The organism is Pseudomonas sp. UBA7500, assembly GCF_002478435.1.
Classification (GTDB): Bacteria; Pseudomonadota; Gammaproteobacteria; order Pseudomonadales; family Pseudomonadaceae; genus Aquipseudomonas; species Aquipseudomonas palmensis.
In genome coordinates this window covers 1-25206 of record NZ_DLNW01000055.1, presented here as the reverse complement: position 1 = coordinate 25206, position 25206 = coordinate 1, and the positions used below count along the sequence as shown (strand labels likewise).

Annotated in this window: 24 protein-coding genes; 12 read left to right on the top strand and 12 right to left on the bottom strand. The window is 67.0% G+C overall.

Translation table 11 applies throughout. The features are described from left to right. Window positions 1–10: 10 nt before the first annotated feature. A complete protein-coding gene (locus tag B4I46_RS24330) occupies window positions 11–925 on the top strand; it encodes a DMT family transporter (protein WP_286902231.1) in 915 nt (304 codons plus the stop codon). Between the two features lie 37 nt (window positions 926–962). On the opposite strand, the gene B4I46_RS24325 is transcribed toward B4I46_RS24330, so the two are convergent. Continuing rightward, window positions 963–1934, bottom strand: a complete 972-nt coding sequence (locus B4I46_RS24325) for a 2-hydroxyacid dehydrogenase (protein ID WP_058540854.1) — start codon at window positions 1932–1934, stop codon at window positions 963–965. 73 nt (window positions 1935–2007) lie between these two features. Beyond that, window positions 2008–2955, bottom strand: a complete 948-nt coding sequence (locus B4I46_RS24320; protein ID WP_043860975.1) for a LysR family transcriptional regulator — start codon at window positions 2953–2955, stop codon at window positions 2008–2010. Window positions 2956–3141: 186 nt separating this feature from the next. Between B4I46_RS24320 and B4I46_RS24315 the strand changes: the two genes are divergently transcribed. From B4I46_RS24315 to B4I46_RS24300, 4 genes are read left to right on the top strand one after another with little or no spacing between them, the layout of a single operon-like run. After that, window positions 3142–4653 carry an efflux transporter outer membrane subunit gene (locus B4I46_RS24315; RefSeq protein ID WP_286902230.1) on the top strand — a complete coding sequence of 504 codons (1512 nt, stop codon included), beginning with the start codon at window positions 3142–3144 and terminating at the stop codon, window positions 4651–4653. Beyond that, entirely contained in the window at window positions 4650–6836 is a 2187-nt protein-coding gene (locus tag B4I46_RS24310) for an FUSC family protein (RefSeq protein WP_054914863.1), read from the top strand. Before B4I46_RS24315 ends, B4I46_RS24310 begins: the two co-directional genes overlap by 4 nt. Further along, window positions 6826–7026, top strand: coding sequence for a DUF1656 domain-containing protein (locus B4I46_RS24305; RefSeq protein ID WP_043860978.1), 201 nt, complete (start codon window positions 6826–6828; stop codon window positions 7024–7026). The genes B4I46_RS24310 and B4I46_RS24305 overlap by 11 nt, the downstream gene beginning before the upstream one ends. An 11-nt stretch (window positions 7027–7037) precedes the next feature. After that, window positions 7038–7895 carry an HlyD family secretion protein gene (locus tag B4I46_RS24300; protein WP_286902229.1) on the top strand — a complete coding sequence of 286 codons (858 nt, stop codon included), beginning with the start codon at window positions 7038–7040 and terminating at the stop codon, window positions 7893–7895. A gap of 26 nt (window positions 7896–7921) precedes the next feature. Here the strand turns inward: B4I46_RS24300 and B4I46_RS24295 are convergent, their stop codons facing one another. Both B4I46_RS24295 and B4I46_RS24290 read right to left on the bottom strand, forming a co-directional pair. Continuing rightward, window positions 7922–8698, bottom strand: coding sequence for an enoyl-CoA hydratase (locus tag B4I46_RS24295; RefSeq protein ID WP_043860980.1), 777 nt, complete (start codon window positions 8696–8698; stop codon window positions 7922–7924). A 38-nt stretch (window positions 8699–8736) separates the two neighbouring features. Beyond that, window positions 8737–9189 (bottom strand): universal stress protein, encoded by a 453-nt coding sequence (locus B4I46_RS24290; RefSeq protein WP_043860981.1) that lies wholly within the window; start codon window positions 9187–9189, stop codon window positions 8737–8739. Window positions 9190–9359: 170 nt separating this feature from the next. Here B4I46_RS24290 and B4I46_RS24285 point away from each other — a divergent pair, with 170 nt between their 5' ends. The 5 genes from B4I46_RS24285 (at window position 9360) to B4I46_RS24265 (ending at window position 15470) form a co-directional block, all read left to right on the top strand. Further along, on the top strand, window positions 9360–10271 hold the full coding sequence (locus B4I46_RS24285) for a LysR family transcriptional regulator (protein ID WP_043860982.1): 912 nt from the start codon (window positions 9360–9362) through the stop codon (window positions 10269–10271). A gap of 191 nt (window positions 10272–10462) precedes the next feature. Beyond that, entirely contained in the window at window positions 10463–12016 is a 1554-nt protein-coding gene (locus B4I46_RS24280) for an MFS transporter (RefSeq protein WP_286902228.1), read from the top strand. Window positions 12017–12036: 20 nt separating this feature from the next. After that, window positions 12037–13113 carry an HlyD family secretion protein gene (locus B4I46_RS24275; protein WP_054914861.1) on the top strand — a complete coding sequence of 359 codons (1077 nt, stop codon included), beginning with the start codon at window positions 12037–12039 and terminating at the stop codon, window positions 13111–13113. Beyond that, window positions 13110–14600 carry an efflux transporter outer membrane subunit gene (locus B4I46_RS24270; protein WP_286902227.1) on the top strand — a complete coding sequence of 497 codons (1491 nt, stop codon included), beginning with the start codon at window positions 13110–13112 and terminating at the stop codon, window positions 14598–14600. Before B4I46_RS24275 ends, B4I46_RS24270 begins: the two co-directional genes overlap by 4 nt. Before the next feature lie 75 nt (window positions 14601–14675). Beyond that, complete coding sequence (locus B4I46_RS24265) at window positions 14676–15470, top strand: SDR family NAD(P)-dependent oxidoreductase (RefSeq protein WP_043860986.1); 795 nt, start codon at window positions 14676–14678, stop codon at window positions 15468–15470. Between the two features lie 45 nt (window positions 15471–15515). Here the strand turns inward: B4I46_RS24265 and B4I46_RS24260 are convergent, their stop codons facing one another. From B4I46_RS24260 to B4I46_RS24245, 4 genes are all read right to left on the bottom strand, one after another. Continuing rightward, window positions 15516–17207 carry an alpha-keto acid decarboxylase family protein gene (locus B4I46_RS24260; RefSeq protein WP_286902226.1) on the bottom strand — a complete coding sequence of 564 codons (1692 nt, stop codon included), beginning with the start codon at window positions 17205–17207 and terminating at the stop codon, window positions 15516–15518. Window positions 17208–17247: 40 nt separating this feature from the next. Then, window positions 17248–18609: a phenylacetate--CoA ligase PaaK gene (gene paaK, locus B4I46_RS24255; protein ID WP_100633482.1), complete on the bottom strand. Its 1362-nt coding sequence runs from the start codon at window positions 18607–18609 to the stop codon at window positions 17248–17250. A 114-nt stretch (window positions 18610–18723) separates the two neighbouring features. Beyond that, window positions 18724–19866 (bottom strand): acyl-CoA dehydrogenase family protein, encoded by a 1143-nt coding sequence (locus B4I46_RS24250; protein ID WP_043860989.1) that lies wholly within the window; start codon window positions 19864–19866, stop codon window positions 18724–18726. Window positions 19867–19937: 71 nt separating this feature from the next. After that, the gene (locus tag B4I46_RS24245; protein ID WP_043860990.1) at window positions 19938–20351 is read right to left on the bottom strand and encodes an acyl-CoA thioesterase; all 414 of its coding nucleotides are present in this window, start codon (window positions 20349–20351) and stop codon (window positions 19938–19940) included. Window positions 20352–20816: 465 nt separating this feature from the next. On the opposite strand from B4I46_RS24245, the gene B4I46_RS24240 reads away from it, so the two are divergent. Together B4I46_RS24240 and B4I46_RS24235 are read left to right on the top strand one after the other, a co-directional pair. After that, window positions 20817–21557 (top strand): SDR family NAD(P)-dependent oxidoreductase, encoded by a 741-nt coding sequence (locus B4I46_RS24240; protein ID WP_286902225.1) that lies wholly within the window; start codon window positions 20817–20819, stop codon window positions 21555–21557. A 45-nt stretch (window positions 21558–21602) separates the two neighbouring features. Further along, a complete protein-coding gene (locus tag B4I46_RS24235; protein WP_286902224.1) occupies window positions 21603–22508 on the top strand; it encodes an HpcH/HpaI aldolase/citrate lyase family protein in 906 nt (301 codons plus the stop codon). On the opposite strand, the gene B4I46_RS24230 is transcribed toward B4I46_RS24235, so the two are convergent. The 4 genes from B4I46_RS24230 to B4I46_RS24215 all read right to left on the bottom strand — a co-directional run bounded on the left by B4I46_RS24230 (window position 22497) and on the right by B4I46_RS24215 (window position 25142). Continuing rightward, window positions 22497–23165 carry a TetR/AcrR family transcriptional regulator gene (locus B4I46_RS24230; RefSeq protein ID WP_052504232.1) on the bottom strand — a complete coding sequence of 223 codons (669 nt, stop codon included), beginning with the start codon at window positions 23163–23165 and terminating at the stop codon, window positions 22497–22499. The genes B4I46_RS24235 and B4I46_RS24230 overlap by 12 nt on opposite strands. Before the next feature lie 241 nt (window positions 23166–23406). Continuing rightward, window positions 23407–24231, bottom strand: a complete 825-nt coding sequence (locus tag B4I46_RS24225; RefSeq protein ID WP_054914855.1) for an SDR family oxidoreductase — start codon at window positions 24229–24231, stop codon at window positions 23407–23409. After that, complete coding sequence (locus B4I46_RS24220) at window positions 24122–24601, bottom strand: thioredoxin family protein (protein WP_286902222.1); 480 nt, start codon at window positions 24599–24601, stop codon at window positions 24122–24124. The genes B4I46_RS24225 and B4I46_RS24220 overlap by 110 nt, the downstream gene beginning before the upstream one ends. A gap of 76 nt (window positions 24602–24677) precedes the next feature. Continuing rightward, entirely contained in the window at window positions 24678–25142 is a 465-nt protein-coding gene (locus tag B4I46_RS24215; protein WP_043860996.1) for a hypothetical protein, read from the bottom strand. Window positions 25143–25206 lie beyond the last annotated feature (64 nt).

Here is a 25206-nt window from a genome sequence, read left to right as displayed (position 1 = left end):
AGTGCATGCCATGAACCTGTCGTTGTACCTGCTGACCGTGCTGATCTGGGGCACCACCTGGATCGCCCTGAAACTGCAACTGGGGGTGGTGGCCATCCCGGTGTCCATCGTTTATCGCTTTGCCCTGGCGGCGCTGGTGCTGTTTGCCGTGCTGTTGATCGGGCGGCGCCTGCAGGTGATGAACCGGCGCGGGCACCTGATCTGCCTGGCCCAGGGGCTGTGCCTGTTCTGCGTGAACTTCATGTGCTTTCTGACGGCCAGCCAGTGGATCCCCAGCGGCCTGATCGCGGTGGTGTTCTCCACCGCCACGCTATGGAACGCACTCAATGCGCGGGTGTTCTTCGGGCAGCAGGTGGCGGCCAACGTGCTGGCGGGTGGGGCGCTGGGGCTGGGCGGGTTGGGGCTGCTGTTCTGGCCGGAGCTGGCCGGGCATGCGGCCAGCCGCGAAACCCTGATCGGCCTGGGCCTGGCGTTGCTGGGTACGCTGTGTTTCTCGGCGGGCAACATGCTCTCGAGCCTGCAGCAGAAGGCCGGCTTGCGGCCGATGACCACCAATGCCTGGGGCATGCTCTACGGGGCCGGAATGCTGGCGCTGTACTGCGTGGTCAGCGGTATTCCGTTCGCGATGGAATGGAATGTGCGGTATGTGGGGTCGCTGCTGTACCTGGTGATCCCGGGGTCGGTGATCGGCTTTACCGCGTACCTGACGCTGGTGGGGCGCATGGGGCCGGAGCGTGCGGCGTACTGCACGGTGCTGTTCCCGCTGGTGGCGCTGAACGTGTCGGCGTTCTACGAGGGGTACCAGTGGACAGCGCCGGCGCTGGGCGGGCTGGCGCTGGTGATGCTGGGCAATGTGCTGGTGTTCCGGAAGGGGCGGGTGGTGACGCCTTCGCCGGCAAGGCCGGCGCCTACCAGGGCCGCGTAACCCTTGCAGGAGCCCGCCTTGCTGGCGAATGGCAGCCTTACTTCCACACCTGCGGGTTCACCAGGTCGCGCGGGCGCTCGCCCAGCAGTGCCGCGCGCAGGTTGTCGATGGCACGGTTGGCCATCGCCTCGCGGGTTTCGGCCGTGGCCGAGCCCACATGCGGCAAGGTCACCGCATTGGCCAGCTGGAACAGCGGCGATTCGCTCAGCGGCTCCTTCTCGTACACATCCAGCCCTGCACCGCGAATCGTGCCCTGCTGCAACGCCGCCACCAGCGCCGCCTCATCCACCACCGGCCCGCGCGACACGTTGACCAGAAACGCACTGGGCTTCATCAGCTTCAGTTCGCGCTCGCCAATCAGGTGCCTGGTGTTGGCCCCCAACGGCACCACCAGGCACACGAAGTCGGCTTCGGCCAGCAGTTGATCCAGGCTGCGGTACTGCGCACCCAGTTCCTGCTCCAGCGCGGTCTTGCGGCTGTTGCCGCTGTAGATCACCGGCATGTTGAAGCCGAACCGGCCACGCCGCGCAATCGCCGCGCCAATGTTGCCCAGCCCGACGATGCCCAGCGTCTTGCCATGCACGTCGCTGCCAAAGTGTGCCGGGCCCACGGTGGCTTTCCATTCGCCGGCCTTGGTCCAGGCGTCCAGCTCGGCCACCCGCCGCGCTGCGCTCATGATCAGCGCAAAGCCGAGGTCGGCGGTGCTTTCGGTGAGGACGTCAGGGGTGTTGGTCAGGGCGATGCCGCGCTGGTTGAAGTAGGCCAGGTCGTAGTTGTCGTAACCCACCGACACGCTCGACACCACCTGCAGCTGCTCAGCGTTGTGCAGCTGCGCTTCGCCCAGCTTGCGCCCCACCCCGATCAGGCCGTGGGCCTGGGGCAGCGCTTCGTTGAACTGGGCATTGATGTCGCCCAGCTTGGGGTTGGGCACGATCACGTTGAAGTCTTGCTGCAGACGCTCGACCATCGGGGCGGTGATGCGGCTGAAGGCCAGTACGGTCTTTTTCATCGGCGAACTCGCTGCGGGCAGGGGAGAATGGGTAGCACGCTATCATTCTCCGCCGCCCCTGTGCAGCAAGATTTCAGGTGGCGATGAGCAGCTCGTGGGTCTTGAGGTCGGCCTCGTGGGCCGCGAGGATCTCCGGCAGCGAGTTGCGCAGGTACTCGACCCAGGTCTTGATCTTCGCATCCAGGTACTGGCGCGAGGGGTAGATCGCGTACAGGTTCAGCTCCTGCAGGCGGTACTCGGGCATCACCCGTACCAGGCTGCCGTCGCGCAGGCCGTCGATGGCCGAGTAGATCGGCAGCACGCCCACGCCCATGCCGCTGCGGATCGCCGCCTTCATGGCATCGGCCGAGTTCACCTGGAAGGGCGCCTGGGTGATGTTCACCACCTCCTGGCCCTCGGGGCCGTCGAACAGCCATTTTTCCAGCGGGATCACCGGGCTCACCATGCGCAGGCAGGCGTGCTTGAGCAGGTCGGCCGGCTTGTGCGCCACGCCGTGGCGCTTCACGTATTCGGGCGAGGCGCACACGATGCTGTAGGTGATGCCCAGGCGCTGCGACACGAAACCCGAGTCCGGCAGCTCGCTGGCGAGCACGATGGACACGTCGTAGCCCTCGTCCAGCAGGTCGGGCACGCGGTTGGCCATGGTCAGGTCGAAGGTCACGTCGGGGTGGGTTTCGCGGTAGCGGGCGATGGCGTCGATGACGAAATGCTGGCCCACGCCGGTCATCGAGTGCACCTTCAGTTGCCCGGCGGGGCGCGCATGCGCGTCGCTGGCCTCGGCCTCGGCTTCCTCCACGTAGGTGAGGATCTGCTCGCAGCGCATCAGGTAGCGCTTGCCCGCTTCGGTCAGTGCGATGCGCCGGGTGGTGCGGTTGAGCAGGCGGGTTTGCAGGTGCGCTTCAAGATTGGAAACCGCCCGCGACACGTTCGCGGTGGTCGTATCCAGTTGCACGGCAGCGGCGGTGAAACTGCCGACTTGCGCGACGCAACTGAAAGCACGCATGTTTTGCAGGGTGTCCATGGGGCGCTCTCAAGGAAGACGACAGAATTGTGACATGAAGTAACCAAAGCAGTCTTCAGACTAAAGCCGGATTATCGCGGTTTTCGTAACAAAGATTCGCAGTAAAGCACGCTTATCGCCAGTGCGGCGGCCCCCTAGAATTGCGTCACCTAGCGTCATCCACCTTCTAGTCGGGAACTCGCAGCTGTGCCGCGTCGCATCATCAGAGCGCTGAATGCGCTCAGTGTCTGTGCCTTTAGCTTGACCTTGAGCGGCTGTATCGGAACCTGGGGCATCGCCCCGCAAAGCAAGACGCTGCAAGCCAATACCCTGACCACCGACGCGGCCATCCGAGCAGCCGCGCAGGATGCCCACTGGCCCGACCAGCAATGGTGGCAAGCCTATGGCGACCCGCAACTGGCGCGCTGGATCGCCCTGGCGCTCCAGGGCAGCCCGACCATGGCCATGGCCGCTGCCCGCGTGCGTGAAGCCAGGGCCATGGCCGGGGTGATCGAGGCCGACGAAAAACTGCAGGTCAGCGGCCAGTCCAGCCTCAAGCGCCACAACTGGCCCGAAGACCAGTTCTATGGCCCCGGCGCGCTGTCCGGTGCCAACACCTGGGACAACAATGCCACCCTGGGCCTGAGCTATGCGCTGGACCTGTGGGGACGCGAGCGCAATGCCAGCGAGCAGGCCGTGGACATGGCCCACATGAGCGTGGCCCAGGCGCGCCAGGCGCAGCTCGAACTGCAGAACAACATCGTCAAGGTGTACATCCAGCTGTCGCTGCACTTTGCCCAGCGCGACATCGTCAAGGCCGAGCTGGCCCAGCAGGAGCAGATCCTGGCCCTGGCCGAACGGCGCCTGGCCGGCGGCATCGGCACCCATTTCGAGGTCAGCCAGGCGCAGACGCCGCTGCCCGAAACCCATCGCCAGCTCGACAGCCTCGATGAAGAAATCGCCCTGGCGCGCAACCAGCTGGCCGCGCTGGCCGGCAAGGGCCCGGGCGAGGGCGCGCAGTTGCAGCGGCCGAATCTCTCGTTGGCCACCGCGCTCAAGCTGCCGTCGGCGCTGCCTGCCGAGCTGGTGGGGCAGCGTCCCGACGTGGTTGCCAGCCGCTGGCAGGTGGCGGCCCAGGCGCGCGGTATCGATGTGGCGCATGCCGGCTTCTTCCCCAACGTCGACCTGGTCGGCGGGCTCGGCTTCATGGCCACCGGCGGCGGTGCGCTGGAGTTTCTCACCGGGCGCAAGTTCAACTACAACGTCGGCCCGGCCATCAGCCTGCCGGTGTTCGACGGTGGCCGCCTGCGCTCGCAACTGGGCGTGGCCTCGGCCGGCTACGACATCGCCGTGGCGCGCTACAACCAGACCGTGGTCGAGGCCCTCAAGGGGGTGTCCGACCAGTTGATCCGCCGCCACTCGATGGACGAGCAGCAACACTTTGCCGCCGAGTCGGTGGCCTCGGCGCAGAAGACCTACGACATCGCCATGATCGCGTTCCAGCGCGGCCTCACCGACTACCTCAACGTGCTCAATGCGCAGACCCTGCTGTTTCGCCAGCAGCAGATCCAGCAGCAGGTGCAGGCCGCGCGCCTGACCGCGCATGCCGAACTGGTCACCGCCCTGGGCGGTGGGCTGGGCGCCGGCAACGATGTGCCGACGCCGGATAAGCAGGCCGCACCGGCCACCCCGCGCTCCCTGGCGGTGTTCGACAAATGAGCGCCATGACCCTGCCGTTTCGCTGGCTGGCATCACTTGAATGGCGTCGCGGCTTCTTCGAATGGGCGCGCAGCGACGGCGTCACCTGGGTGTACATCTTCAAGGTGCTGAGCGCGGCGTTTCTCACCCTGTGGCTGGCCATGCGCCTGGAGCTGCCGCAGCCGCGCACCGCGATGATCACCGTGTTCATCGTGATGCAGCTACAGAGCGGCCACGTGTTCGCCAAGAGCTTCTACCGCCTGCTCGGCACCCTGGCCGGCTCGTCGGTGATGGTCGCGCTGATCGCGATCTTCCCGCAGAACACCGAGCTGTTCCTGCCCAGCCTGGCGATCTGGGTGGGCATCTGCTCGGCGGGGGCGATGCGCTACCGCAACTTTCGCGCCTATGGCTTCGTGCTGGCCGGCTACACCGCGGCCATGGTCGGCCTGCCGGCCCTGCAGCACCCCGACGGTGCATTCATGGCGGCAGTGTGGCGGGTGCTGGAGATCTCCCTGGGCATCCTGGTGTCGACCCTGGTCAGCGCCGCGATCCTGCCGCAGTCGGCCAGTGCCTCGATGCGCAACGCCCTGTACCAGCGCTTTGGCGTGTTCGCCGGCTTCGTCGCCGAAGGCCTGCGCGGCGACAGCCAGCGCGACCGTTTCGAAAGCAGCAACGTGCGCTTCATCGCCGAGGCGGTGGGCCTGGAAAGCCTGCGCAGCGTGACCGCCTTCGAAGACCCGCACATGCGCCGGCGCAACGGCCGCCTGGGCCGCATGAACAGCGAGTTCATGGCCATCACCACGCGCTTCAACGCCCTGCACCAACTGCTCGAGCGCCTGCGCCAGCGCGGCCCGCTGCAGATCGTCACGGCCATCGAGCCGGGCCTCGACGCCCTGGCCAACCTGCTCGACGGCTATGCCGGGCGCTCGCTGACCCACGCCGATGCCGCGCGCCTGGCCGAGCAACTGGCCGCCTACAAGGACGACCTGCCCGAGCGGGTACGCAGCCTGCGCGCCGCCTACCTCGACACCGCGCCCAGCGACGCCGACCTGCTCGACTTTCACACCGCCTACGAACTGCTGTACCGCTTCGTCGACGACCTGCACAGCTATGCCCAGACCCACGCCTCGCTGGCCGAGCACAGCCACGCCCGTGAGCAATGGGACGAACCCTACGTGGCCCAGACCAACTGGCTGGTGTCGCTGGCCGCCGGCGTGCGGGCCGCGTTCATCCTGCTGGTGCTGGGCAGCTTCTGGCTGGCCACGGCGTGGCCCAGCGGGGCCATGATGACCCTGATCGCGGCGGCCACCGTGGGCCTGTCGGCGGCCACCCCCAACCCCAAGCGCATGTCGTTCCAGATGGCCTGCGGCACCCTGTTCGGCGCGCTGGTGGGGTTCTTCGAAACCTTCTTCGTGTTCCCCTGGATCGACGGCTTCCCGCTGCTGTGCATGGTGCTGGCGCCGGTGTTCGTGGTGGGCGCGTTCCTGGCCTCGCGCCCGGCCTACGCCGGTTACGGCCTGGGCCTGCTGATCTTCTTCTCGACCGGCTCGGTGCCCGACAACCTCACCGTGTACAACCCCTACACCTTCGTCAACGACTACATCGCCATGGTCATCGGCATGCTGGTGTGCGCGGCGGCCGGGGCGATCATCCTGCCGCCCAACAGCCGCTGGCTGTGGAGTCGCCTGGAGCAGGACCTGCGCGGCCAGGTGCTGTTCGCCATCAGCGGGCGCCTGCGCGGGCTGGGCTCGGCGTTCGAGAGCCGCACCCGTGACCTGCTGCACCAGGCCTATGGCCTGGCCGTGGGCCAGCCCCAGGTGCAGAGCAAGCTGCTGCGCTGGATGTTCGTGGTGCTGGAGGTGGGCCACGCGATCATCGAGCTGCGCAAGGAACAGGCGATACTCCCGGTGCACCCTTGCTATGCCGAGTCCCAGCCCTGGCGCCAGGCCATCCGCGTGATGGGCCGGGCGCTGGCGCGGCTGTTCCTGCAGCCCACCGCCAGCAACCACGAGCGTGCGCTGGTGGCAGTGGACCATGCGATCAGCCGCGTGCAGGCCACCGACGAACCTTTCGCCCGGCACTTCGACACCTCGGCCCTGCGCCGGGTGCAGAGCTACCTGCACTTCATCCGTACCTCGCTGCTCGACCCACAATCGCCGCTGGCCCACCTGCCCGCGACGCAAGGACTGCCCGATGCCCCGTGAAATCGCCTTCCACGGCCTGTACATGCCGACCATGACCTTGATGTTCCTGTTCGCCGCAGGGCTTGCCTGGGGGCTGGACCGGTTCATTGCCGGGCATGACGGCTACCGTTTTTTCTGGCACCCGGCGCTGCTGCGCCTGTGCCTGTTCATTTGCCTCTTTGGCGCCATGGCGCTGACCGTCTACCGTTGAGACCCTAGTCGATGAAAAAGTTTTTCAGCCTGATCGCCACCTTGCTGGTACTGGCAGCTGCCGTGGCGATCGGCCGGCAATTGTGGGTGCAGTACATGAACACGCCCTGGACCCGCGACGGGCGGGTACGCGCCGACATCATCAACGTGGCCGCCGACGTGCCCGGCTATGTGGTAGAGGTGCCGGTGCGCGACAACCAGCTGGTGAAGAAGGGCGACCTGCTGATCCAGATCGACCCCGAGCACTACGAGGTGGCGGTCAGGCAGGCGCAGGCGCTGGTAGCCTCGCGCAAGGCCACCTGGGAGATGCGCAAGGTCAATGCGCACCGGCGTGCCGACATGGACAACCTGGTGATCTCGCGGGAGAACCGCGACGACGCCAGCAACATCGCCAACTCGGCTCTGGCCGACTACCAGCAGGCCCAGGCGCAGCTGGCGGCGGCAGAGCTGGACCTCAAGCGCACGCGCATCCTGGCCACGGTGGACGGCTACGTGACCAACCTCAACGTGCACCGCGGCGACTATGCGCGCACCGGTGAGCCGAAGATGGCGGTGGTCGACAAGGACTCGTTCTGGGTCTACGGCTTCTTCGAGGAGACCAAGCTGCCGCATGTGAAGGTGGGCGATCAGGCCGACCTGCAGATGATGAGCGGCGAGGTGCTCAAGGGGCATGTGGAGAGCATCTCGCGCGGCATCTATGACCGCGACAACCCTGAAAGCCGCGAGCTGATCGCCGATGTAAACCCCACCTTCAACTGGGTGCGCCTGGCCCAGCGGGTACCGGTGCGCATCCACATCGACGAGGTGCCCGAAGGCTTCCTGCTGGCAGCGGGCACCACCTGCACGGTGGTGGTCAAGCCGCGCGATTGAGCGCGTGCCGCTGCCATGGCGAACGTTCAGCGGTGCATGAACTGCGGCTCGCGCTTCTCGGCGAAGGCGGCCATGCCTTCCTTCTGGTCCTCGATGGCGAAGGTGGAATGAAACAGCCGGCGCTCCTGGCGTACGCCTTCGCTCAAGGTGGTTTCGAAGGCGCCGTTCACCGCCTCCTTGGCCATCATTGCTACCGGTCCGGAGTAGCCGGCGATCCGCGCCGCGACACGCAAGGCTTCGTTGAGCAGCGCCGCGTCGCTCACCACCCGGCTCACCAGGCCGCAGCGCTCGGCTTCGTGGGCGTCCAGGGTGCGCCCGGTGAGCACCATGTCCATGGCCTTGGCCTTGCCGATGAAGTGCGCCAGGCGCTGGCTGCCGCCGGCACCGGGGATGGTCCCCAGTTTGATTTCCGGCTGGCCGAAGCGCGCGCTCTCAGCGGCGATGATGAAGTCGCACATCAGCGCCATCTCGCAGCCACCGCCCAGTGCGTAGCCGGCCACCGCAGCGATCACCGGCTTGCGAAAGCTGGCCAGGCGCTCCCAGTCCACGGTCACGAAGTCGCTGGTGTACACGTCGATGTAGTTGCGGTTGCGCATGGCCATGATGTCGGCCCCGGCGGCGAACACCGTGTCGGTGCCGGTCAGCACCACGGCGCGCACGCTGCGGTCCTGTTCCAGGCGGTCGAGCACGCCGGCCAGCTCCGCCGCCAGTTCGGCGCACAGGGCATTGAGCGACAGCGGCCGGTTGAGGCGAATCAGCGCCACCGCGTCAATCTGTTCCAGCAGCAGGTAATCGAGTTTCATCCGTGTAGTCTCGTTCAAGGGGTGAGTGCAAGGGGGCGTCAGAGATGACGCGCATCGACCAGTACCGGGCAACCGGCCTTGTCGATGACTTTGCTGCTGATCGAGGGGTCGAACATGCGGTCCAGCCGCGACAGGTGGCGGTGGCCCATCACGATCAGGTCGCTGCCCAGGCGCTTGGCCTCGGCGACGATGCTCGACACCGGGTCGCCATTGACCAGGTTGCCTTCGGTCTGGAAGCCGCGTTCGCGCAGGTGGGTCACCGCCTGCAGCATGCTCATGTCGGCCACCTGCTGTTCATGGCTGGCCGCCGGGTATTCGGTTTCGTCCTGCGGGCTGATGTGGCCGTCCTGTTCGGGCAGCGCGTAGGCACGGTCGACCGCCAGCAGCACATGCAGGCGATGACGGGTCTGCTCGCAGAACGTGCTGACGGTTTCCAGGATGCCGTGGCTGCGTGGCGAGCCATCGATGGCGATCAAAACGACGCTGTACATGGGGCAGGGTCCACTCACTGTGCAAAGAGCAGCATTCTTGAAAAAAGCATGCGGCGCGGTAAATGGTGCAGCGTGCAATGACTAGTTGCGCCACATGCAGGGGCTGTGAGCGCGGCGGAAACTGTTAAGCTTTGCCCCGGACTCAACGAAGCAATGAATGGATGCTTGCCATGCACTTTCCAGATATGAATTTGCTGGTCGCGCTGGATGCGCTGCTCGATGAAGGCAGTGTGGTCGGCGCGGCGCGGCGGATGAACCTGAGCCCCGCGGCCATGAGCCGTACCCTGACGCGCATTCGCCATGCGGTGGGTGACCCGATTCTGGTGCGCGCCGGCCGCGGCCTGGTGCCCACGCCCAAGGCCATGGCCCTGCGCAGTCAGGTGCGCAGCGTGGTGGAGCAGGCCAACCAGGTGTTCAGTTCCAGTGACGAGGTCGACCTGCAGAGCCTGGAGCGGGCCTTCAACCTGCGCGCCAACGATGTGTTCATCGCGCCCTTTGCCGCGCCCCTGCTGGAAACCATGCGCGAACAGGCGCCGCACACGGTGCTGCGCTTCGTGCCCGAAGGCGAGGGCGGCGACGAGGACGCCGCACTGCGCGACGGGCGCCTGGACCTGTACATCAGTGCCACGCGCAACCTCGGCCCCGAGATCAAGGTGCAGAGCCTGTTCTCCACCACCTTCGTCGGCCTGGCGCGGGTCGATCACCCGATCTTCGATGACGAGATCACCCCCGAGCGCTTCGCCGGCTACGAGCAGATCAGCGTGTCGCGCCGTGGCCGCGCCGCCGGCCCGATCGATGCGGCGCTGGCCGGCATGGGCCTGCAGCGGCGCGTGGCGCTGATCACCCCGAGCTTTCATTCGGCGATGTTCTCGCTGCCCGACTCCGAGTTGCTGCTGGCGCTGCCCGAGCACGTGCTGATGAGCGTGGCCCGGCTCGGCCTGCCGCTGCGCTCGTTCCGCATCCCGATGGCGCTGGAGGCGGTGACCATCATGCAGGCCTGGCACCCGCGCTTCGACAACGACCCCGCCCACCGCTGGTTGCGCCAGACCCTCAAGGAATGCTGCTCCAGGCACTACGCCTGAGCCCGGGGCAGGCACGCGTTATCGATGGCTTTTGTGGATTGCGTTTGACGCAGCAATAAACTGCGAATATGTCAGTTTTCGTCATCTATTGGCCTCCATAGACTTGCCGGGTACTTAACTACCCGGAGTCCTCCTGCCATGTGTGTGCCTTTTTTCTGCCGTGCTTCAGCGCCTGTGGGCGGGGGCCGGCCATGACGTCGCTGGCGGCCCAGGCGCCCTTGGGGGCCACCCCGGCGCCCGCCGCGGCGCCTGCCAAACCGGCCGCCCCGGCTGCTTTCGGCCTGCGTATCGTGGTGGGCCTGGTCGGCGTGCTGCTGGCGGTGCTGTGCGCCGGCCTCAACGAGATGGTCACCAAGATGGCCCTGGCCGACATCCGTGGCGGGATGCACATCGGCGCCGACGAAGGGGCCTGGCTGGTGGCGCTGTACTCGGCCACCTCGGTGTCGGCCATGGCCTTTGCGCCCTGGTGCTCGGTGACCTTCTCGCTGCGCCGCTTCACCCTGTGTGCCATCGGCGCCTTTGCCGTACTGGGGCTGCTCTGCCCGTTTGCACCCAACCTCGAAAGCCTGATGCTGCTGCGCACCCTGCAAGGCCTTGCCGGGGGCGCGCTGCCGCCGATGCTGATGAGCGTGGCGCTGCGCTTTCTGCCCCCCGGCATCAAGCTCTACGGCCTGGCCGGCTACGCCCTGACCGCAACCTTCGGGCCGAGCCTGGGCCTGCCGCTGGCGGGCATGTGGACCGAGTATGTCGGCTGGCAGTGGGCGTTCTGGCAGATCATCCTGCCCTCGCTGGTGGCCATGGGCTGCGTGGCCTGGGGCCTGCCGCAGGACCCGTTGCGCCTGGAGCGCTTCAAGCAGTTCGACTGGCGCGGCCTGTTGCTGGGGCTGCCGGCCATCTGCTCGATCGTGATCGGCCTGTCCCAGGGCGACCGCATGGGCTGGTTCAACTCGCCGCTGATCTGCTGGCTGCTGGGCGGCGGGGTGGTGCTGCTGGTGCTGTTCATGATCAACGAATGGTCGCACCCGTTGCCGTTCTTCAAGCTGCAGATGCTGCGCAACCGCAACCTGACCCACGCCCTGATCACCCTGGGCGGGGTGCTGGTGGTGCTGTCGGCCGTGATCATCATCCCCACCAACTACCTGGCCCAGGTCCAGGGCTATCGGCCCGTGCACATCGGCCCGGTGATGCTGCTGGTGGCGCTGCCGCAACTGCTGGCGCTGCCGCTGACCGCGGCGCTGTGCAACATCCGCGCGGTGGACTGCCGCTGGGTGCTGGCCATCGGCCTGGGCATGCTCGCCATGTCATGCCTGGGCGGCACGCAGATCACCTCGCAGTGGGTGCGCGAAAACTTCTATGTGCTGCAACTGTTCCAGATCTTCGGCCAGCCGATGGCGGTGATCCCGCTGCTGATGCTCGCCACCGGCGGCATGACCCCGCAGGACGGCCCGTTCGCTTCGGCCTGGTTCAACACCATCAAGGGCCTGGCTTCGGTGGTGGCTGCCGGGGTGCTGGAGGCCCTGACCACGGTGCGCCGGCATTTCCACTCCAACATGCTGGTGGACAACCTGGGCAACTCGCCGCTGGCTGCCAGCGATGCGCCGGGGCTGGCCAGGCGCATCCATGAGCAGGCCGTGGTGCTGACCTCGGCCGACCTTTACCTGTGCATGGCGCTGCTGGCACTGGCGCTGATCGTGCTGATTCCCTTTGTGCCTACCCGGATCTACCCGCCGCGTGCAGTGGCCTAGTCCCGTCGAGAGAGAAAGACATGACCTCAAGTAAAACTTCCAGACTCACCCTGATCGCCGTGGCGGTGATCGTCGTCGCCGGCCTGGCCTATGTGGCGCTGCCCGCGCTGTTCGGCAGCGGCGGCACGCAGTCCACCAACGATGCGTACGTCACGGCCGACTACACCGTGGTGGCGCCCAAGGTGTCGGGCTTCATCAAGGCGGTCCACGTCGAGGACAACCAGCAGGTCAAGGCCGGCCAGGTGCTGGCGCAGATCGACGACCGCGACTTCCAGGCGGCGCTGGCCGCCGCCGACGCGCAGTTGCTGATGTCCCGCGCGCAGTACCAGAACGCCCGCGCCACCCTCGAACGCCAGGCTTCGCTGATTGCCCAGGCCCAGGCCACGGTGGCTGCCGACGAGGCGGCGCTGGCGTTCGCCAACCATGAACTGACCCGTCACACCCGCCTGGCCGAGCAGGGCGCCGGCACCGTGCAGAACGCCCAGCAGGCGCGCAGCCGGGTCGATCAGGCCCAGGCACGCCTGGCCAACACCCGTGCGGCGCTGGCCGCGGCACGCAAGCAGGTGGACATTCTCACCGCGCAGGTGGAGGCAGCCCAGGGCGGCCTCAAGCATGCCGAGGCCGCGCTGGACCGTGCCCGCCTGGACCTGTCCTACACGCAGATTGTCGCACCCATCGACGGCATGGTCGGCGAGCGCGCCGTGCGCGTGGGCGCCTACGTCAACCCGGGCGCACGGCTGCTCTCGGTGGTGCCGCTGGCACAGGCCTACGTGGTCGGCAACTTCCAGGAAACCCAGCTGACCCACGTGCAGCCAGGCCAGGCAGTGCTGGTGAGCGTGGATACCTTTGCCGGTGAACAGCTGCGCGGCCATGTACAGAGCGTGGCCCCGGCCACCGGCCTGACCTTTGCCGCAGTCAAGCCGGACAACGCCACCGGCAACTTCACCAAGGTGGTGCAGCGCATCCCGGTGAAGATCGTGCTCGACGCCGACCAGCCATTGCTCAGCCGCCTGCGCGTGGGCATGTCGGTGATCGCCAGAATCGATACCCAGAGCCCGGCCAGGGCCCAGGCCGGCAACGAGGTCAGCGCTCGATGAACTTCGCACAGGCTACTTCGCCCTTGCTGCTGGGCGCCATGCTGACCCTCGGCGCCTGCAGCCTGGGCCCCGATTTCGAAGCGCCGCGCTCCACCGCGCCGTCGGCCTGGCCGACCCTGCAGGAGAAGGCCGGCCCCAGCCAGCCCGAGGCGACACCGCTGCAGGCGCGCTGGTGGGATCAGTTCAACGATGCGCAGTTGTCGTCACTGGTACAGCGCGCGGTCGAACGCAACCTGGACCTGCAGGTGGCCACCGCCCGGCTGATGCAGAGCCGCGCGGTGCGCAGCAGCATTGCCTCCGAGCAGTACCCGTCGGTCGACCTGAACGGCAACTACAGCCGCGCCCGCAACAGCGAGGACGGCCTCAACGACCCGTCCGGCAAGAACGGCAAGTCGGCCTTCAACCTGTGGCAGGGCGACTTCACCGCTGCCTGGGAACTGGACTTGTGGGGCCGGGTGCGGCGTGAGGTGGAGGCCGCCGACGCCAGCGTCGAGGTGGCCGAAAACGACCGCCAGGGCGTGCTGCTGTCGTTGCTGGCCGAGACCGCCCACGACTATATCCAGCTGCGTGCGGTGCAGAGCACCCTGGCGGTGATCCGCGAGAACCTCGACGTGTCGCGCCACAGCCTGCGCCTGTCGCAGATGCGCCTGAACGATGGCGTGGCGACCAACCTCGACGTGGCCCAGGCCAAGGCGCAGGTGGCGTCCATCGAGGCGCGCCTGCCCACCCTGGAAGACCGCCAGGCGCAACTGATCAACGCCCTGAGCCTGCTGCTGGCCGAACCGCCACGCAGCCTGCAGAACGAACTGCTGCAACCGGCACCGATGCCGCAGACCGCGCAGCGCTTTGCCATGGGCCTGCCCTCAGAACTGGCCGAGCGGCGCCCCGACATCCGCCAGGCACAGGCGCAACTGCACGCCGCCACGGCCAGCATCGGGGTGGCCAAGGCCAACTTCTATCCGAGCATCCGCCTGTCGGGCAGCGCGGGGTTCCAGTCGCTGCAACTGTCGGACTTCGGCAACTGGAGTTCGCGCCGGTTTGCCATCGGCCCGCAGTTGAGCCTGCCGATCTTCGAAGGCGGGCGCCTGACCGGCGTGCTCAAGCTGCGCGAGGCGCAGCAGCAGGAAGCGGCTGTGCAGTACCAGCAGGTGGTGCTGCGCGCCTGGCACGAGATCGACGATGTGCTGCGCCTGTACAACGCCAGCCAGCTGCGCCGCGACTTGCTCGACGAAGCGGTGCGCCAGAGCCGGGTGGCGCTGGACACCGCGCGCAACCAGTACGTGGAGGGCGCGGTCGACTTCCTCAACGTGCTGACCGTGCAGAGCGCCTTGCTGGCCAACCAGGAGCAGTGGGTCGAAAGCTCGGCGGCGGTGTCGCTGGCCATGGTCGGCCTGTACAAATCCCTGGGTGGGGGCTGGCAGTCATTTGCCCCACCGGCCCAGGCCAGCGCTGAACTCGATCGAGGGCAGCGGTCAAAGCACCCATGAGGCCTGCGCCGGCCGTGCCCCGGCACGGCCGGCGCCGCGCCGGGGTTCACATGTCATCCAGAAAAGGACGCAGGTATGAATATTTCCTTGCACGGCAAGCGTGCGATCGTCAGCGGCTCCACCGCCGGTATCGGCTTTGCCATTGCCCACGGGCTGGCCGAGGCCGGTGCCGAGGTGGTGGTCAACGGGCGCACCAAGGCCCGTGTCACGCGCGCCGTCGAACAGATCCAGCGCAAGTTGCCGGGGGCCAAGGTCAAGGGCATCGCGGCCGACCTGGGCACGGCCGAGGGGGCGGACATCCTGTTTGCCAAGGAGCCGGAAACCGACATCCTGGTCAACAACCTGGGCATCTTCGAGCCCAAGGGCTTCTTCGAGATCAGCGACGAGGACTGGCAGCGCTTCTTCGAGGTCAACGTGATGAGCGCGGTGCGCCTGTCGCGCCATTACGCCAAGGGCATGGCCACGCGCGAGTGGGGCCGGGTGCTGTTCCTGTCGAGTGAATCGGCGCTGCAGATCCCGACCGAGATGGTGCATTACGGCACCACCAAGACCGCCCTGCTGGCGATTTCCCGCGGGCTGGCCGAGACCCTGGCCGGTACCGGCGTGACCGTCAATGCGGTGCTGCCGGGCCCGACCCGCTCCGAAGGCGTGGGCGGCTACTTCAGCCAGATGGCCAGGGAGCAGGGGGTGGACAGCGAGACGCTGGAGGCCCGGTTCATTGCCGAGCACCGCCCCAGCTCGGTCATCAAGCGCCTGGCCACGGTCGAGGAGGTCGCCAACATGGTGGTCTACCTGGCCTCGCGCCAGGCCAGCGCCACCACCGGCGCAGCCCTGCGCGTGGATGGCGGCGTGGTTCGTTCCATCGCCTGATGCACCCTGCCGCGCCCGGGCGAGCGACTCGCCCGGGCGCGGCCTTCAGCCGGCAATCGCCGGCAGGCTGGCCGGTTGCAGCCCGTAGTCGAACTCGGCGAACAGCCGGGCAAAGCGCTTGAGCGATTCGGGCGCGTCCATGCGTTCCATCACCACTTCGATGAACACCAGCGTGTCGGCCTGTGCGGCCTGGGCCAGCGCATCTTCGAGCTGGTCCTCGGTGTGCACGGTGAAGCTGCGCGAGCGCTCGCGGGTGTCCAGCACGCTGGCCAGTTGCGCATAGCGCCAGGGGTTCACGTCGTTGTAGCTGGCATGCTCGCCCAGGATCAGCCGTTCGATGGTGTAGCCATCGTTGTTGATCAGGAAGATCACCGGCTTGAGGTTGTGCGCCAGAATCGTCGACAGCTCCTGCACGGTCATCTGCAACGAGCCGTCGCCGATGAACAGCAGTTGGCGGCGTGTCGGTGCGGCCAGCAGGCTGCCCAGCAGCGCGGGCAGGGTGTAGCCGATCGAGCCCCAGATCGGCTGGGTGATGCAGGTTGCCCCGGTCGGCAGGCGCAGGCCGCTGATGCCCGCCGACGAGGTACCGCTTTCGGCGATGACCAGGTCGTCGGCTTCGATCAGGTGGCCGATGCGCTGCCAGAAGCGCAGCTGGCTCAGCGGCTTGCCCGACAGCGCGGCGAACGCCGGGCTGGCACTGAACGGCGGGATGCGCTGGGCGCGGCGCTCGCGTGCCAGCGCCTGTTGGCCCAGCGCCTGGAGCACCTGGCCCAGGCTCACGGCGGTGTAGTGCTGCCTGGCGATCGAGGCCGCGTAGGCGTGCAGCTGGATCAGCGCGCCGTCCATGAAGCTGTGGGAGAACAGCGCGGTGCTGGTGTCGGTGAAGCGTGCGCCAAGGCTGATCACGCAGTCGGATTGCTCCAGTGCCGCACGCACGCCGGGCGCGGAGCCGGCACCGGCGTAGGTGCCGAGGAACAGCGGGTGCGACTCGGGCAGCATGGCCTTGGCCGGCGGCAGGCAGGCGAAGGGCAGGTCGAAGCGCTCGATCAGGTCGAGCACCTGGGGCACCAGGCCAAAGCGCGCCACGTCCATGTCCACCAGCAGCACCGGCGAGCTGGCGGCATCCAGGCGTGCCACCAGCGCCCGTACCACCGCCTGCAGTTGCCCCGGCTCGCTGCGCGGCTCGCTCAGTTGCAGCGGCGTGTCGGGCACCTCGATCGGCAGGGTGGCCAGGTCGCTGGGCAGTTGCAGGTACACCGGGCGGCGTTCGCGGTAGCAGGTCTGCAATACACGGTCGATTTCCATGGCGGCGTTTTCCACGGTGATGCGCGCCTGGGCCACGGTGAACTGGCGCAGGGTCACCATGATGTTGTCGTAGTTGCCGTCGCCCAGGGTGTGGTGCATCAGGGCCCGGTCGATGATCGCGTGCAGCGGCGGCATGCCCGACACCATGATCACCGGCACCCGCTCGGCATAGGCGCCGGCGATGCCGTTGAGTGCACTGAGGTCGCCCACCCCGTAGGTGGTCAGCACCGCGCCGAAGCCCTGGGTGCGGGCGTAGCCGTCGGCCGCGTAGGCCGCGTTGAGTTCGTTGCAGTTGCCGATGAAGTCGAGCGTGGGCAGCGCCTCGACCTGTTCGAGCAGGGTCAGGTTGTAGTCGCCGGGCACGCCGAACAGGTGGCGGATGCCGAATTCCTGAAGGCGGCGCAGCAGAAAATCGCCAATGGTCATGTCCATGAGTAGGGGAGCCTCGTGATCCTTGAGAGAGGGTGCGCCGCTAGGGCTGGCGGCGCAGGTCGATGACGTTGCCGGCCTTGCCTTCGGAACGCTTGAGGGTGTGGCACGGGTGCAGCTGGATGTGGGTGCTGATGCCCACGTGCACCTTGATCTGGTGGCTCAGCTGCTGGCAGGCGGCCTGTTGCTGCTGGGCGCTCAGGCCGCTGTGTTCCGGGCGCAGCTCGACGTGTACGGCCAGCACGTCGAGGTTGCCCTGGCGGCTGACATGCAACTGGTACACCGGGCTGAACATCAGCAGCTTGAGCAGTTGCTCCTCGATCTGGCTGGGGAACACGTTGACCCCGCGGATGATCAGCATGTCGTCGCTGCGCCCGGTGATGCGGTCGATGCGGCGCATGGCGCGACCGTTGCCGGGCAACAGGCGGGTGAGGTCGCGGGTGCGGTAGCGCACCATCGGCAGCGCTTCCTTGCTCAGGGTGGTCAGCACCAGTTCGCCGAACTGCCCGTCGGGCAGCACCGCGCCGGTGACCGGGTCGATGATCTCGGGGTAGAAGTGGTCTTCCCAGAGTGTCGGGCCGTCCTGGGTGTCGAGGTGCTCCATGGCCACCCCCGGGCCCATCACTTCCGACAGGCCGTAGATGTCCAGGGCCTTGATGCCCAGGCGCTGTTCCAGCTCGCCGCGCATCTGTCCGCCCCACGGCTCGGCGCCGAAGATCCCGGCGCGCAGCGACAGCGACTGCGGGTCGATGCCCTGGCGTTCGATCTCTTCGGCGATGTTGAGCATGTAGGACGGCGTCACCATGATGATGTCCGGCTGGAAGTCCTTGAGCAGCTGCACCTGGCGTGCGGTCTGCCCGCCCGACATCGGGATCACCGTGCAGCCGAGTTTCTCGGCGCCGTAGTGTGCGCCCAGGCCGCCGGTGAACAGGCCGTAGCCATAGGCGATATGGATGCGGTCGCCGCGCCGCCCGCCCGCAGCGCGGATCGAGCGCGCCACCAGCGAGGCCCACACGTCGATATCGTTGCGCGTGTAGCCGACCACGGTGGGCTGGCCGGTGGTGCCGCTGGAGGCATGCAGGCGCAGCACCTGGTCCATCGGCACGGCGAACAGGCCGAAGGGGTAGTGGTCGCGCAACTGTGCCTTGCTGGTCAGCGGGAAGTGCGCCAGGTCGTCGAGGTGCTTGAGGTCGTAGGGGTGCACGTCCAGTGCATGGAACTGCTCGCGGTACCAGGCCACATGGGTATAGGCATGCAGCAGGGTCTGGCGCAGGCGCAGCAATTGGTGCTGGCGCAACTCGTCGAGGCCGGCCTGTTCCAGGTGGTCATCGAACGGTTGGGCGAAGGGCACCGGGGCTAGGGCGGCGACAGGGCTTGCGTGCAGTAAAGTCGATTCGATCGGCATCGGGTCTGTTCTCTACCAGGAAGGGGAGTGGTCAAGGGCGCCCACGCTCGCGCTGCCATGCCCGCGCGCCGGGTGGGGCCGGGCGCGCAGGTGGCAGGGGCGGGCGCTGCGGGGTCAGCCGGCCTGGGTCAGGCGCAGCAGCTGGTTGAAGATGTTCTTCTGGTGCATCTCTTCGGTGCCGCCCACGCTGGCAAAGCCCAGCGCGTCCTTGACCAGGGTGGCGATGTCGCCTTCGTGGTAGCCCAGGCTGCCGTACAGCTTGAGCAGGCTGATGGCGCTGTGGATGAAGTCCTGTGCGGCGCCGAGCTTGGCGATCGAGCAGCTCATCAGCGCCTGGGGGTCGTTGCCCAGCAGCTGGTCGAGCGCGGCGTACACCATCCAGCGGTTGCGCTCCATGCCCATGGCGATGTCCACCAGGCGCTTCTGCACGTACTGGTGGGTGTCGATGGCGCTGTTGAAGCTCTGGCGGTTGGCCGCGTAGTGCATGGCCTCGGCCAGGAACGGCGTGGGCAGGTTGGCCGCTACCAGGCCGTAGTACGCACGCCCCAGCGAGATGATCCTGATCAGTTGCTGCAGGCCGCGGCCCGGCTCGCCCAGTACCTGTTCGGCCGGCACCGGCAGGTTGTCGAAGTGCAGCGGGCCGGTGGGCAGGTGCTTGTTGCCCAGCTTGTCGTCCGGCTCGCCACGGGTCAGGCCGGGGGTGTCCTTGTCGATGATCACCAGGGCGATGTTGTGCTTGGAGTCGGTGGCCAGGCGGGTCACGATCAGCAGGAAGTCGGCCACCGGTGCATGGGCGATGTTGAACTTGCTGCCGGTCAGCCGGTAGCCGTCCTCGCACGGGGTCAGCAGGCTGTGGATACTGCGCACGTCGGTGCCGGTGCCCGGTTCGGCGATGCCGGTGGCGCTCAGCGCGCCGGCCAGGATTGCGCTCAGGTAGCGGTCCTTCTGGGCGTCGCTGCCGTAGAGCATCAGGGCACGGACCATGCCGGCCTGGGCAATCACCGACAGCAGCAGCTCGGGCGTGCGGATCGACGAGGCCAGGCCTTCCAGCGCGGCACTGAAGCCCCACCAGTCTTCACCCAGGCCGCCGTATTCGAGCGGGATGACCAGCTTCCACAGGCCCGCGTCGCACAGGCGCTGCCAGCCGTAGTGATCGAAACCGGGGGCGGCGCTGCGCCGCGCCTCGGCCAGTTCCACGCCGATGGCGCGGTAGGTCGACAGCAGCGCGAGCTGCTGTGGAGTCCAGGAGAGTTTCATTGAGCGTACCTTTGCAGTCGGTTCGCCGGGGCGCCTGAGCGTCGGCGAACGGTTCGTCCCTGAGCGCCGGCTCAGCCTTCCTGGAAAGCCAGGACCTGATCCTTGAATGCCTGGGGCACAGGCACGGTGGCCTGTTTGTCGTAGTCGAACATCACGTGGTACGACTTGGCCCTGGCCACCACCTCGTGGGTATCGTCCTGGCGGCGCATGGTGTGCTCGATCTCGAAACTCTTGGTGCCGAATTTCACCACGGCGCTGCTGACCACCAGGGTTTCGCCGTACATGGCCTGCTTGAGGTAGTCGCACTCGCTGCGCACCATGATGTGCGGCAGTTTTTCGCTCTTTGGCAGTTGCAGCAGGTGGTGCATGTAGCAGAGGTAGGCATGTTGCATGTAGTCATAATAGATGGGGCTGCTTACATGGCCCATCGAGTCGGTGTCGCGGTATTTGATTTCAATGACGGTCTCAAAGCCTTTCTGGCTCATGCTGCACTTCCTTTTGTTTGTTCTGTTTGAAGTTGGCGAAATGTTATTGAAACTTCTCGGCAACTTGTTCGGTCCCTTGAAAGTGGGTTTCAAGTTGTTTCAAATGCTAGGCAAGTTGAACTTGCAAGGCTACTCGCGTTTGTTTGCAGGGAACTCGCTTTCGCGCTGCAGCGCTTGTCTGTCGTGGGGTTGCTGGCTGCTGGTTGTACGCCATGGTTCGTTTGTGGGGGCGGCCTTGAGGGTGGCGTTGAATTGCTCGCATTTCGCCGCCGACAACGAACTTTGGTCATGAATATTTAATATTCCTGGCAATGCGAGCAATCCACGGCGGGTACACGGGCACGGCTCTTGTGTGTGGGGTTTTTAATGCGAGTAGTTGTTCGGCAGGCATTCTTTTAGCATGGCCGCCACTCAGGCGCCGTTGTTGTAGCGGCCCTGTATCGCCATTCAGGGAGTGCAGTGTTCATGACCAATCAAGACAGGGTGGCGGTGGTCACCGGTGCGGCCAGCGGTATTGGCGCGGCGACCGCCCTGCAGCTGGCACGGGAGGGTTTTCAGGTGGCGTGCCTGGACCGTGACGAAGGCGGCCTGGATCGCACCCTGCATGCGCTGGGCCCAGGCCATCGGCCGTTCGCCCTGGACCTGTGCGATGAACAGGCAGCGGCCGCGGTGTTCGCCGAAATCGCCCGGTGGCGCGGGCGCATCGATGGCCTGGCCACCTGCGCCGGGGTGGTCGACACCACGGCATTCGACGACCTGAGCGTGGCGCGCCTGCGCCAGTTGCTGGAGGTCAACCTGCTTGCCACCTTCAGCGTGGTGCAGCACAGCGTGCCCTTGATGCGCGCCGGCGGGCATATCTGCACCGTGGCCAGCGTCGCCGGCATTCGCGGCGGCGGCCTGGCCGGCACGCTCGGCTACGCCACCAGCAAGGGCGCGGTAATCACCCTGAGCAAGGGCCTGGCGCGCGAACTGGGCCCGCGCGGGCTGACCGTCAATTGCGTTGCCCCGGCGGTGATCCGCACGCCGATGCTCGATGACACCACGCGCGTCGCCGGCAAGCTCGAACAGCTGCACGGCATGACCGCCTTGCGCCGCGAGGGCCGTGCCGAGGAAGCCGCCGAGGTGATCGCCTGGCTGCTGTCGGGCAAGGCCTCGTTCGTCAGCGGCACCACCATCGCCGTGGACGGCGGCCTGGCGATGCTCTGAGGCGCTTTCTTTTCTTCCTTTTCTTCTCTGTACAGGACGTCAACCATGGCAGTTTCCAAGGACAACCCACTGGCGCTTTGCCGCACCTTTTTCTTCATTCCCGGCGCCGACGAGCGCGCGTTGCTGGCGGCACTCGACGGCGATGGCGACGTGCTGGTGCAGGAGCTGGAGGACTTCACCCCACCGGCGCGACGCCCCGAGGCGCGTGCACTGGCGGTGGATATCCTGCAGCGCTGGCGCGCCTGCGGGCGGGTCAGTGCGGTGCGCATCAACCCGTTTGAAACCTGTGGCCACGAGGACCTGGCGGCAGTGATGGCTGGCCGCCCGCAGGTGGTGATGATGTCCAAGGTCGAGCGCCGCGAGCAGATGATCGAGCTGGACCAGATGATCACCGAGCTTGAGGGGCGCCATGGCATCGCTGCCGGCAGCACGTTGATCGTGCCGAACATCGAGACCGCGCTGGGCGTGGTGCGCGCCATCGAGATCGCCGCCGCCAGCCCGCGTATCAAGGCGATGCTGGTGGCCACCGAGGATATGGTGGCCGACCTGGGCGCCGGGCGCAGCCGCGCCGGCACCGAGCTGTATTACCCGCGCTCGCGCTTTCTGCTCGAATGCGCGGCGGCGGGGGTGCTGGCCATCGACTCGCCCTACACCTTTGCCGACGCGCAGGGTGCCGAAGCCGACATGCAGTTCGCCCGCTCCATCGGCTACCAGGCCAAGGGTGTGGTCAACCCGGCGCACGTGGCGGTCGCCAATCGCTACCTCACCCCCGCTGACGCGGACGCCGAGCTGGCGCGCCGGCAGGTGGCGGCGTTCGAGGCGGCGGCCCAGGGCGGCAACGTGCGTGCCGAAGTCGATGGCCTGGTGGTGGAAGTGCCCAGCTACCTGCAGGCTCTGCGCTTGCTGGAGCGTTACGAGCAGTTGCAGGCGCGCCAGGCGCTACGCCGCTGAGCTGTGCGGCTGCGCGCGGGCGCGGGCGGTGGCCAGCGGCATGGCCGGCGGGAGGCACAACAGCCCGATCAGCGAGCTGCTGATCGCATCCTCGATCTGCGCCTGGCTCATCTGCGGCGAGTCGAGGATGTAGGCCTTGACCATCGAGGTGATCACCTGCGCCGCCAGCCAGGCGGCCAGGTGCAGGTTGCTGTGAGCCAGCGTGGCCCGCCAGCGGTCCAGCAGGCGCTCGATGGACAGGGTGATGCGGGCCTTGTGCTGCAGGTCGTCGACGCTGCGGCTCAGGTTGGCCAGGTCGGTGTCGAGCAGCCGGTGCAGCTCCGGTTCCTGCTGGTGCAGGTGCAGCAGGGCTTGCACCAGCAGCCTGAGGTGGGCCGGCAGGTCGGCCACCTCGTGTGCGCCGGCGACCTCCAGAATCACCCGATTCATGGCCTGCGCATGGCGCTCATGCAACGCCGCGATCAATGCATCCTTGTTCGGGAAGTACTGATAGACCGAGCCCACGCTGACCCCGGCGCGCTGGGCCACCAGGTTGGTGTTGGTGCCCTGGTAGCCATGCTTGACCACCACCTTGGCGGTGGAGGTGAGGATGGTTTCGACCATCATCCGCGAGCGGGCCTGGGTGGGGATCTTGCGCGGAAGGTTAAGGTGTTTCACGAATGTCTCCAGAAAGGGCCTGATTGCATTTGTGAGAAAGGCTGCCAGCAGGCAGCGGTGCTCCGACCTTGGAGATTTCTCCCTGATTGCCTGGAGCGCGCCGCCGCTGTGGCAATGCAGCCGATCCAGTACGAGGGCGATTCTTGGCCTTGGAGACGCTTTGGAAAATGCTCTGGTGTGCACTTTATAGTTAGCGATAGGGTCAGCTATCGCCGGCGCAGGCCCCCGCAAACCGGGCAGATCACAGGCTGCGGTCGAGGCCGAAACGTTTCTTCAGCACCTTTTCCAGCAGCCGTTTGGGCAGCACGCCGGCCAGCAGCGGCAAGGCGCGGCTGCCGTTGCCCAGGCGCAGCAGGTCGGGCGGGGTACGCTGCTGTACGGCCTTGAGCAGGCCTTGGGCGAACGCGCTGGCGGGGGTCGGTCTGTCCTGCGAGGCGCGGGCGCGGGCGCGCACCTGCTCGCGCAATGGCCACCACGGCGAGTCTTGCGCCAGCACCTGCTCGGCCTCGCGCCCGGCATTGCTGGCGAAGCTTGAGGCGATGGCGCCGGGCTGCACTTCCATCACGCCGATGCCGAACGGCGCCAGTTCCAGGCGCAGCGCATCGCTGAGCGCATGCACCGCCGCCTTGGATGCGCAATAGGCGCCGGCGAACGGGGTGACCAGCACACCCGACACGCTGCCGATGTTCACCACCAGGCCGCGATTGCGTCGCAGCAAGGGGAACAGTGCACGGGTCACACCGATCAGTGCGAACACGTTGGTCTCGAACTGGCGCTGCATGGCCTCGACACCGCCGTCCAGCAGCGGCCCCATCGCGCCGTAGCCGGCGTTGTTGATCAGGATGTCGAGGCCGCCATGGGCCGTTTCGATGGCGTCGGCCAGGCGTACCAGGGCGTCCTCGTCGTTGACGTCCAGCTGGCGGCTGCTGAAGCCGGCCTTGATCAGCGTGGCGACGTCATCGGCCTTGCGCGCGGTCGCCCACACGTCGTAGCCGGCGGACTTGAAGCTGTCGGCGAGGGCACGGCCGATGCCGCTGGAGCAACCGGTGATCAGGACGACGGGCATGGAAGGGGGCTCTCCTCAGAATGTGGTGTTCGGTCAGGGCGTCGATCAGCCGGGTGATGCTCGTGGCGCACACCACGAGGTTGGGGCCGGCGACGGGCAACAGGATATGTGAAGGCAGGTAGTGCAGCGACAGGCTCTGGAACAGGCCGGTCAGGGCCGGTTCTTGCGGGTGATCCTCGAACAGGTCGACGTTGAAATAGTGGAAGTCGACCTGAGGATGTTGACTGCCAAGCCGTGCAACACCGGGATGAATCGTGCGGCAAGGCGGGCAACTGGCCGAGCCCACCATGACCATGGCCGGGCGTTGGCGTGTGCAATCATCGAGCAGCGCCTGGAGCTGGTCGAGGCGGGTCACGGGCCTGAGTGACATGGTGGTGCCTCCTGCAAGATTTCCGGTGCGCTCCATTCAACCCCGGCTGGCGTGTCTCAGGTAACTGACAAAAATACTAGTTGGCAAACCCACCCTGCAGGTGCTCGGCACGAAATTCCAGGGTTTGCGGGCGGTAGCCTGAGCGCAGGGGGGGCAGGGGCAGGCAGTCGTGCCAGCTGGCCTCGGGCTGCAGGTCGCCGGGGCCGCGGTAGCGCGGTGCGGCGTAGGTGTTCTCGGCCAGGTTGACGGTGTCGCCGGGGGCGTAGGCGGCCACGCGCCAGCGCAGCTCGACCAGCGGCACGCGGTTGGCGTTCTTTATCTGTACGCGCAGCGGCCGGTCGGCCGGGCAGGCGTCGGGGGCGTAGTCCAGGCGCAGTTCCAGGCGGGCCAGCTGGCTGGCCTCGCGGTTGTCCAGCCACACCACCCACAGCCCCACCAGGCCCAGGCCGAGCAGCGCGGCCATGGAGATCGGCAAGGCCTTGGCCGGGTAGCGCAGCAGCAGGACCAGCCAGGTGAGGATGAGCAGGATACCGATGAACATGGAGGGCGCCTTGGGTGCGGATGAAGGATCATCCTACCCTGATAAAAGCATCGCGGGTCAAGCC

Coding starts and splice junctions, on each gene's coding strand:
- B4I46_RS24285 (WP_043860982.1), top strand. CDS start 9,360: ATGCACTTTCCAGATATGAATTTGCTGGTCGCGCTGGATGCGCTGCTC.
- B4I46_RS24280 (WP_286902228.1), top strand. CDS start 10,463: ATGACGTCGCTGGCGGCCCAGGCGCCCTTGGGGGCCACCCCGGCGCCC.
- B4I46_RS24225 (WP_054914855.1), bottom strand. CDS start 24,231: ATGCCCGTCGTCCTGATCACCGGTTGCTCCAGCGGCATCGGCCGTGCC.
- B4I46_RS24295 (WP_043860980.1), bottom strand. CDS start 8,698: ATGAAACTCGATTACCTGCTGCTGGAACAGATTGACGCGGTGGCGCTG.
- B4I46_RS24320 (WP_043860975.1), bottom strand. CDS start 2,955: ATGGACACCCTGCAAAACATGCGTGCTTTCAGTTGCGTCGCGCAAGTC.
- B4I46_RS24325 (WP_058540854.1), bottom strand. CDS start 1,934: ATGAAAAAGACCGTACTGGCCTTCAGCCGCATCACCGCCCCGATGGTC.
- B4I46_RS24235 (WP_286902224.1), top strand. CDS start 21,603: ATGGCAGTTTCCAAGGACAACCCACTGGCGCTTTGCCGCACCTTTTTC.
- B4I46_RS24240 (WP_286902225.1), top strand. CDS start 20,817: ATGACCAATCAAGACAGGGTGGCGGTGGTCACCGGTGCGGCCAGCGGT.
- B4I46_RS24250 (WP_043860989.1), bottom strand. CDS start 19,866: ATGAAACTCTCCTGGACTCCACAGCAGCTCGCGCTGCTGTCGACCTAC.
- B4I46_RS24265 (WP_043860986.1), top strand. CDS start 14,676: ATGAATATTTCCTTGCACGGCAAGCGTGCGATCGTCAGCGGCTCCACC.
- B4I46_RS24310 (WP_054914863.1), top strand. CDS start 4,650: ATGAGCGCCATGACCCTGCCGTTTCGCTGGCTGGCATCACTTGAATGG.
- B4I46_RS24305 (WP_043860978.1), top strand. CDS start 6,826: ATGCCCCGTGAAATCGCCTTCCACGGCCTGTACATGCCGACCATGACC.
- B4I46_RS24245 (WP_043860990.1), bottom strand. CDS start 20,351: ATGAGCCAGAAAGGCTTTGAGACCGTCATTGAAATCAAATACCGCGAC.
- B4I46_RS24275 (WP_054914861.1), top strand. CDS start 12,037: ATGACCTCAAGTAAAACTTCCAGACTCACCCTGATCGCCGTGGCGGTG.
- B4I46_RS24290 (WP_043860981.1), bottom strand. CDS start 9,189: ATGTACAGCGTCGTTTTGATCGCCATCGATGGCTCGCCACGCAGCCAC.
- B4I46_RS24220 (WP_286902222.1), bottom strand. CDS start 24,601: ATGTCACTCAGGCCCGTGACCCGCCTCGACCAGCTCCAGGCGCTGCTC.
- B4I46_RS24330 (WP_286902231.1), top strand. CDS start 11: ATGAACCTGTCGTTGTACCTGCTGACCGTGCTGATCTGGGGCACCACC.
- B4I46_RS24270 (WP_286902227.1), top strand. CDS start 13,110: ATGAACTTCGCACAGGCTACTTCGCCCTTGCTGCTGGGCGCCATGCTG.
- paaK (WP_100633482.1), bottom strand. CDS start 18,609: ATGCCGATCGAATCGACTTTACTGCACGCAAGCCCTGTCGCCGCCCTA.
- B4I46_RS24300 (WP_286902229.1), top strand. CDS start 7,038: ATGAAAAAGTTTTTCAGCCTGATCGCCACCTTGCTGGTACTGGCAGCT.
- B4I46_RS24215 (WP_043860996.1), bottom strand. CDS start 25,142: ATGTTCATCGGTATCCTGCTCATCCTCACCTGGCTGGTCCTGCTGCTG.
- B4I46_RS24260 (WP_286902226.1), bottom strand. CDS start 17,207: ATGGACATGACCATTGGCGATTTTCTGCTGCGCCGCCTTCAGGAATTC.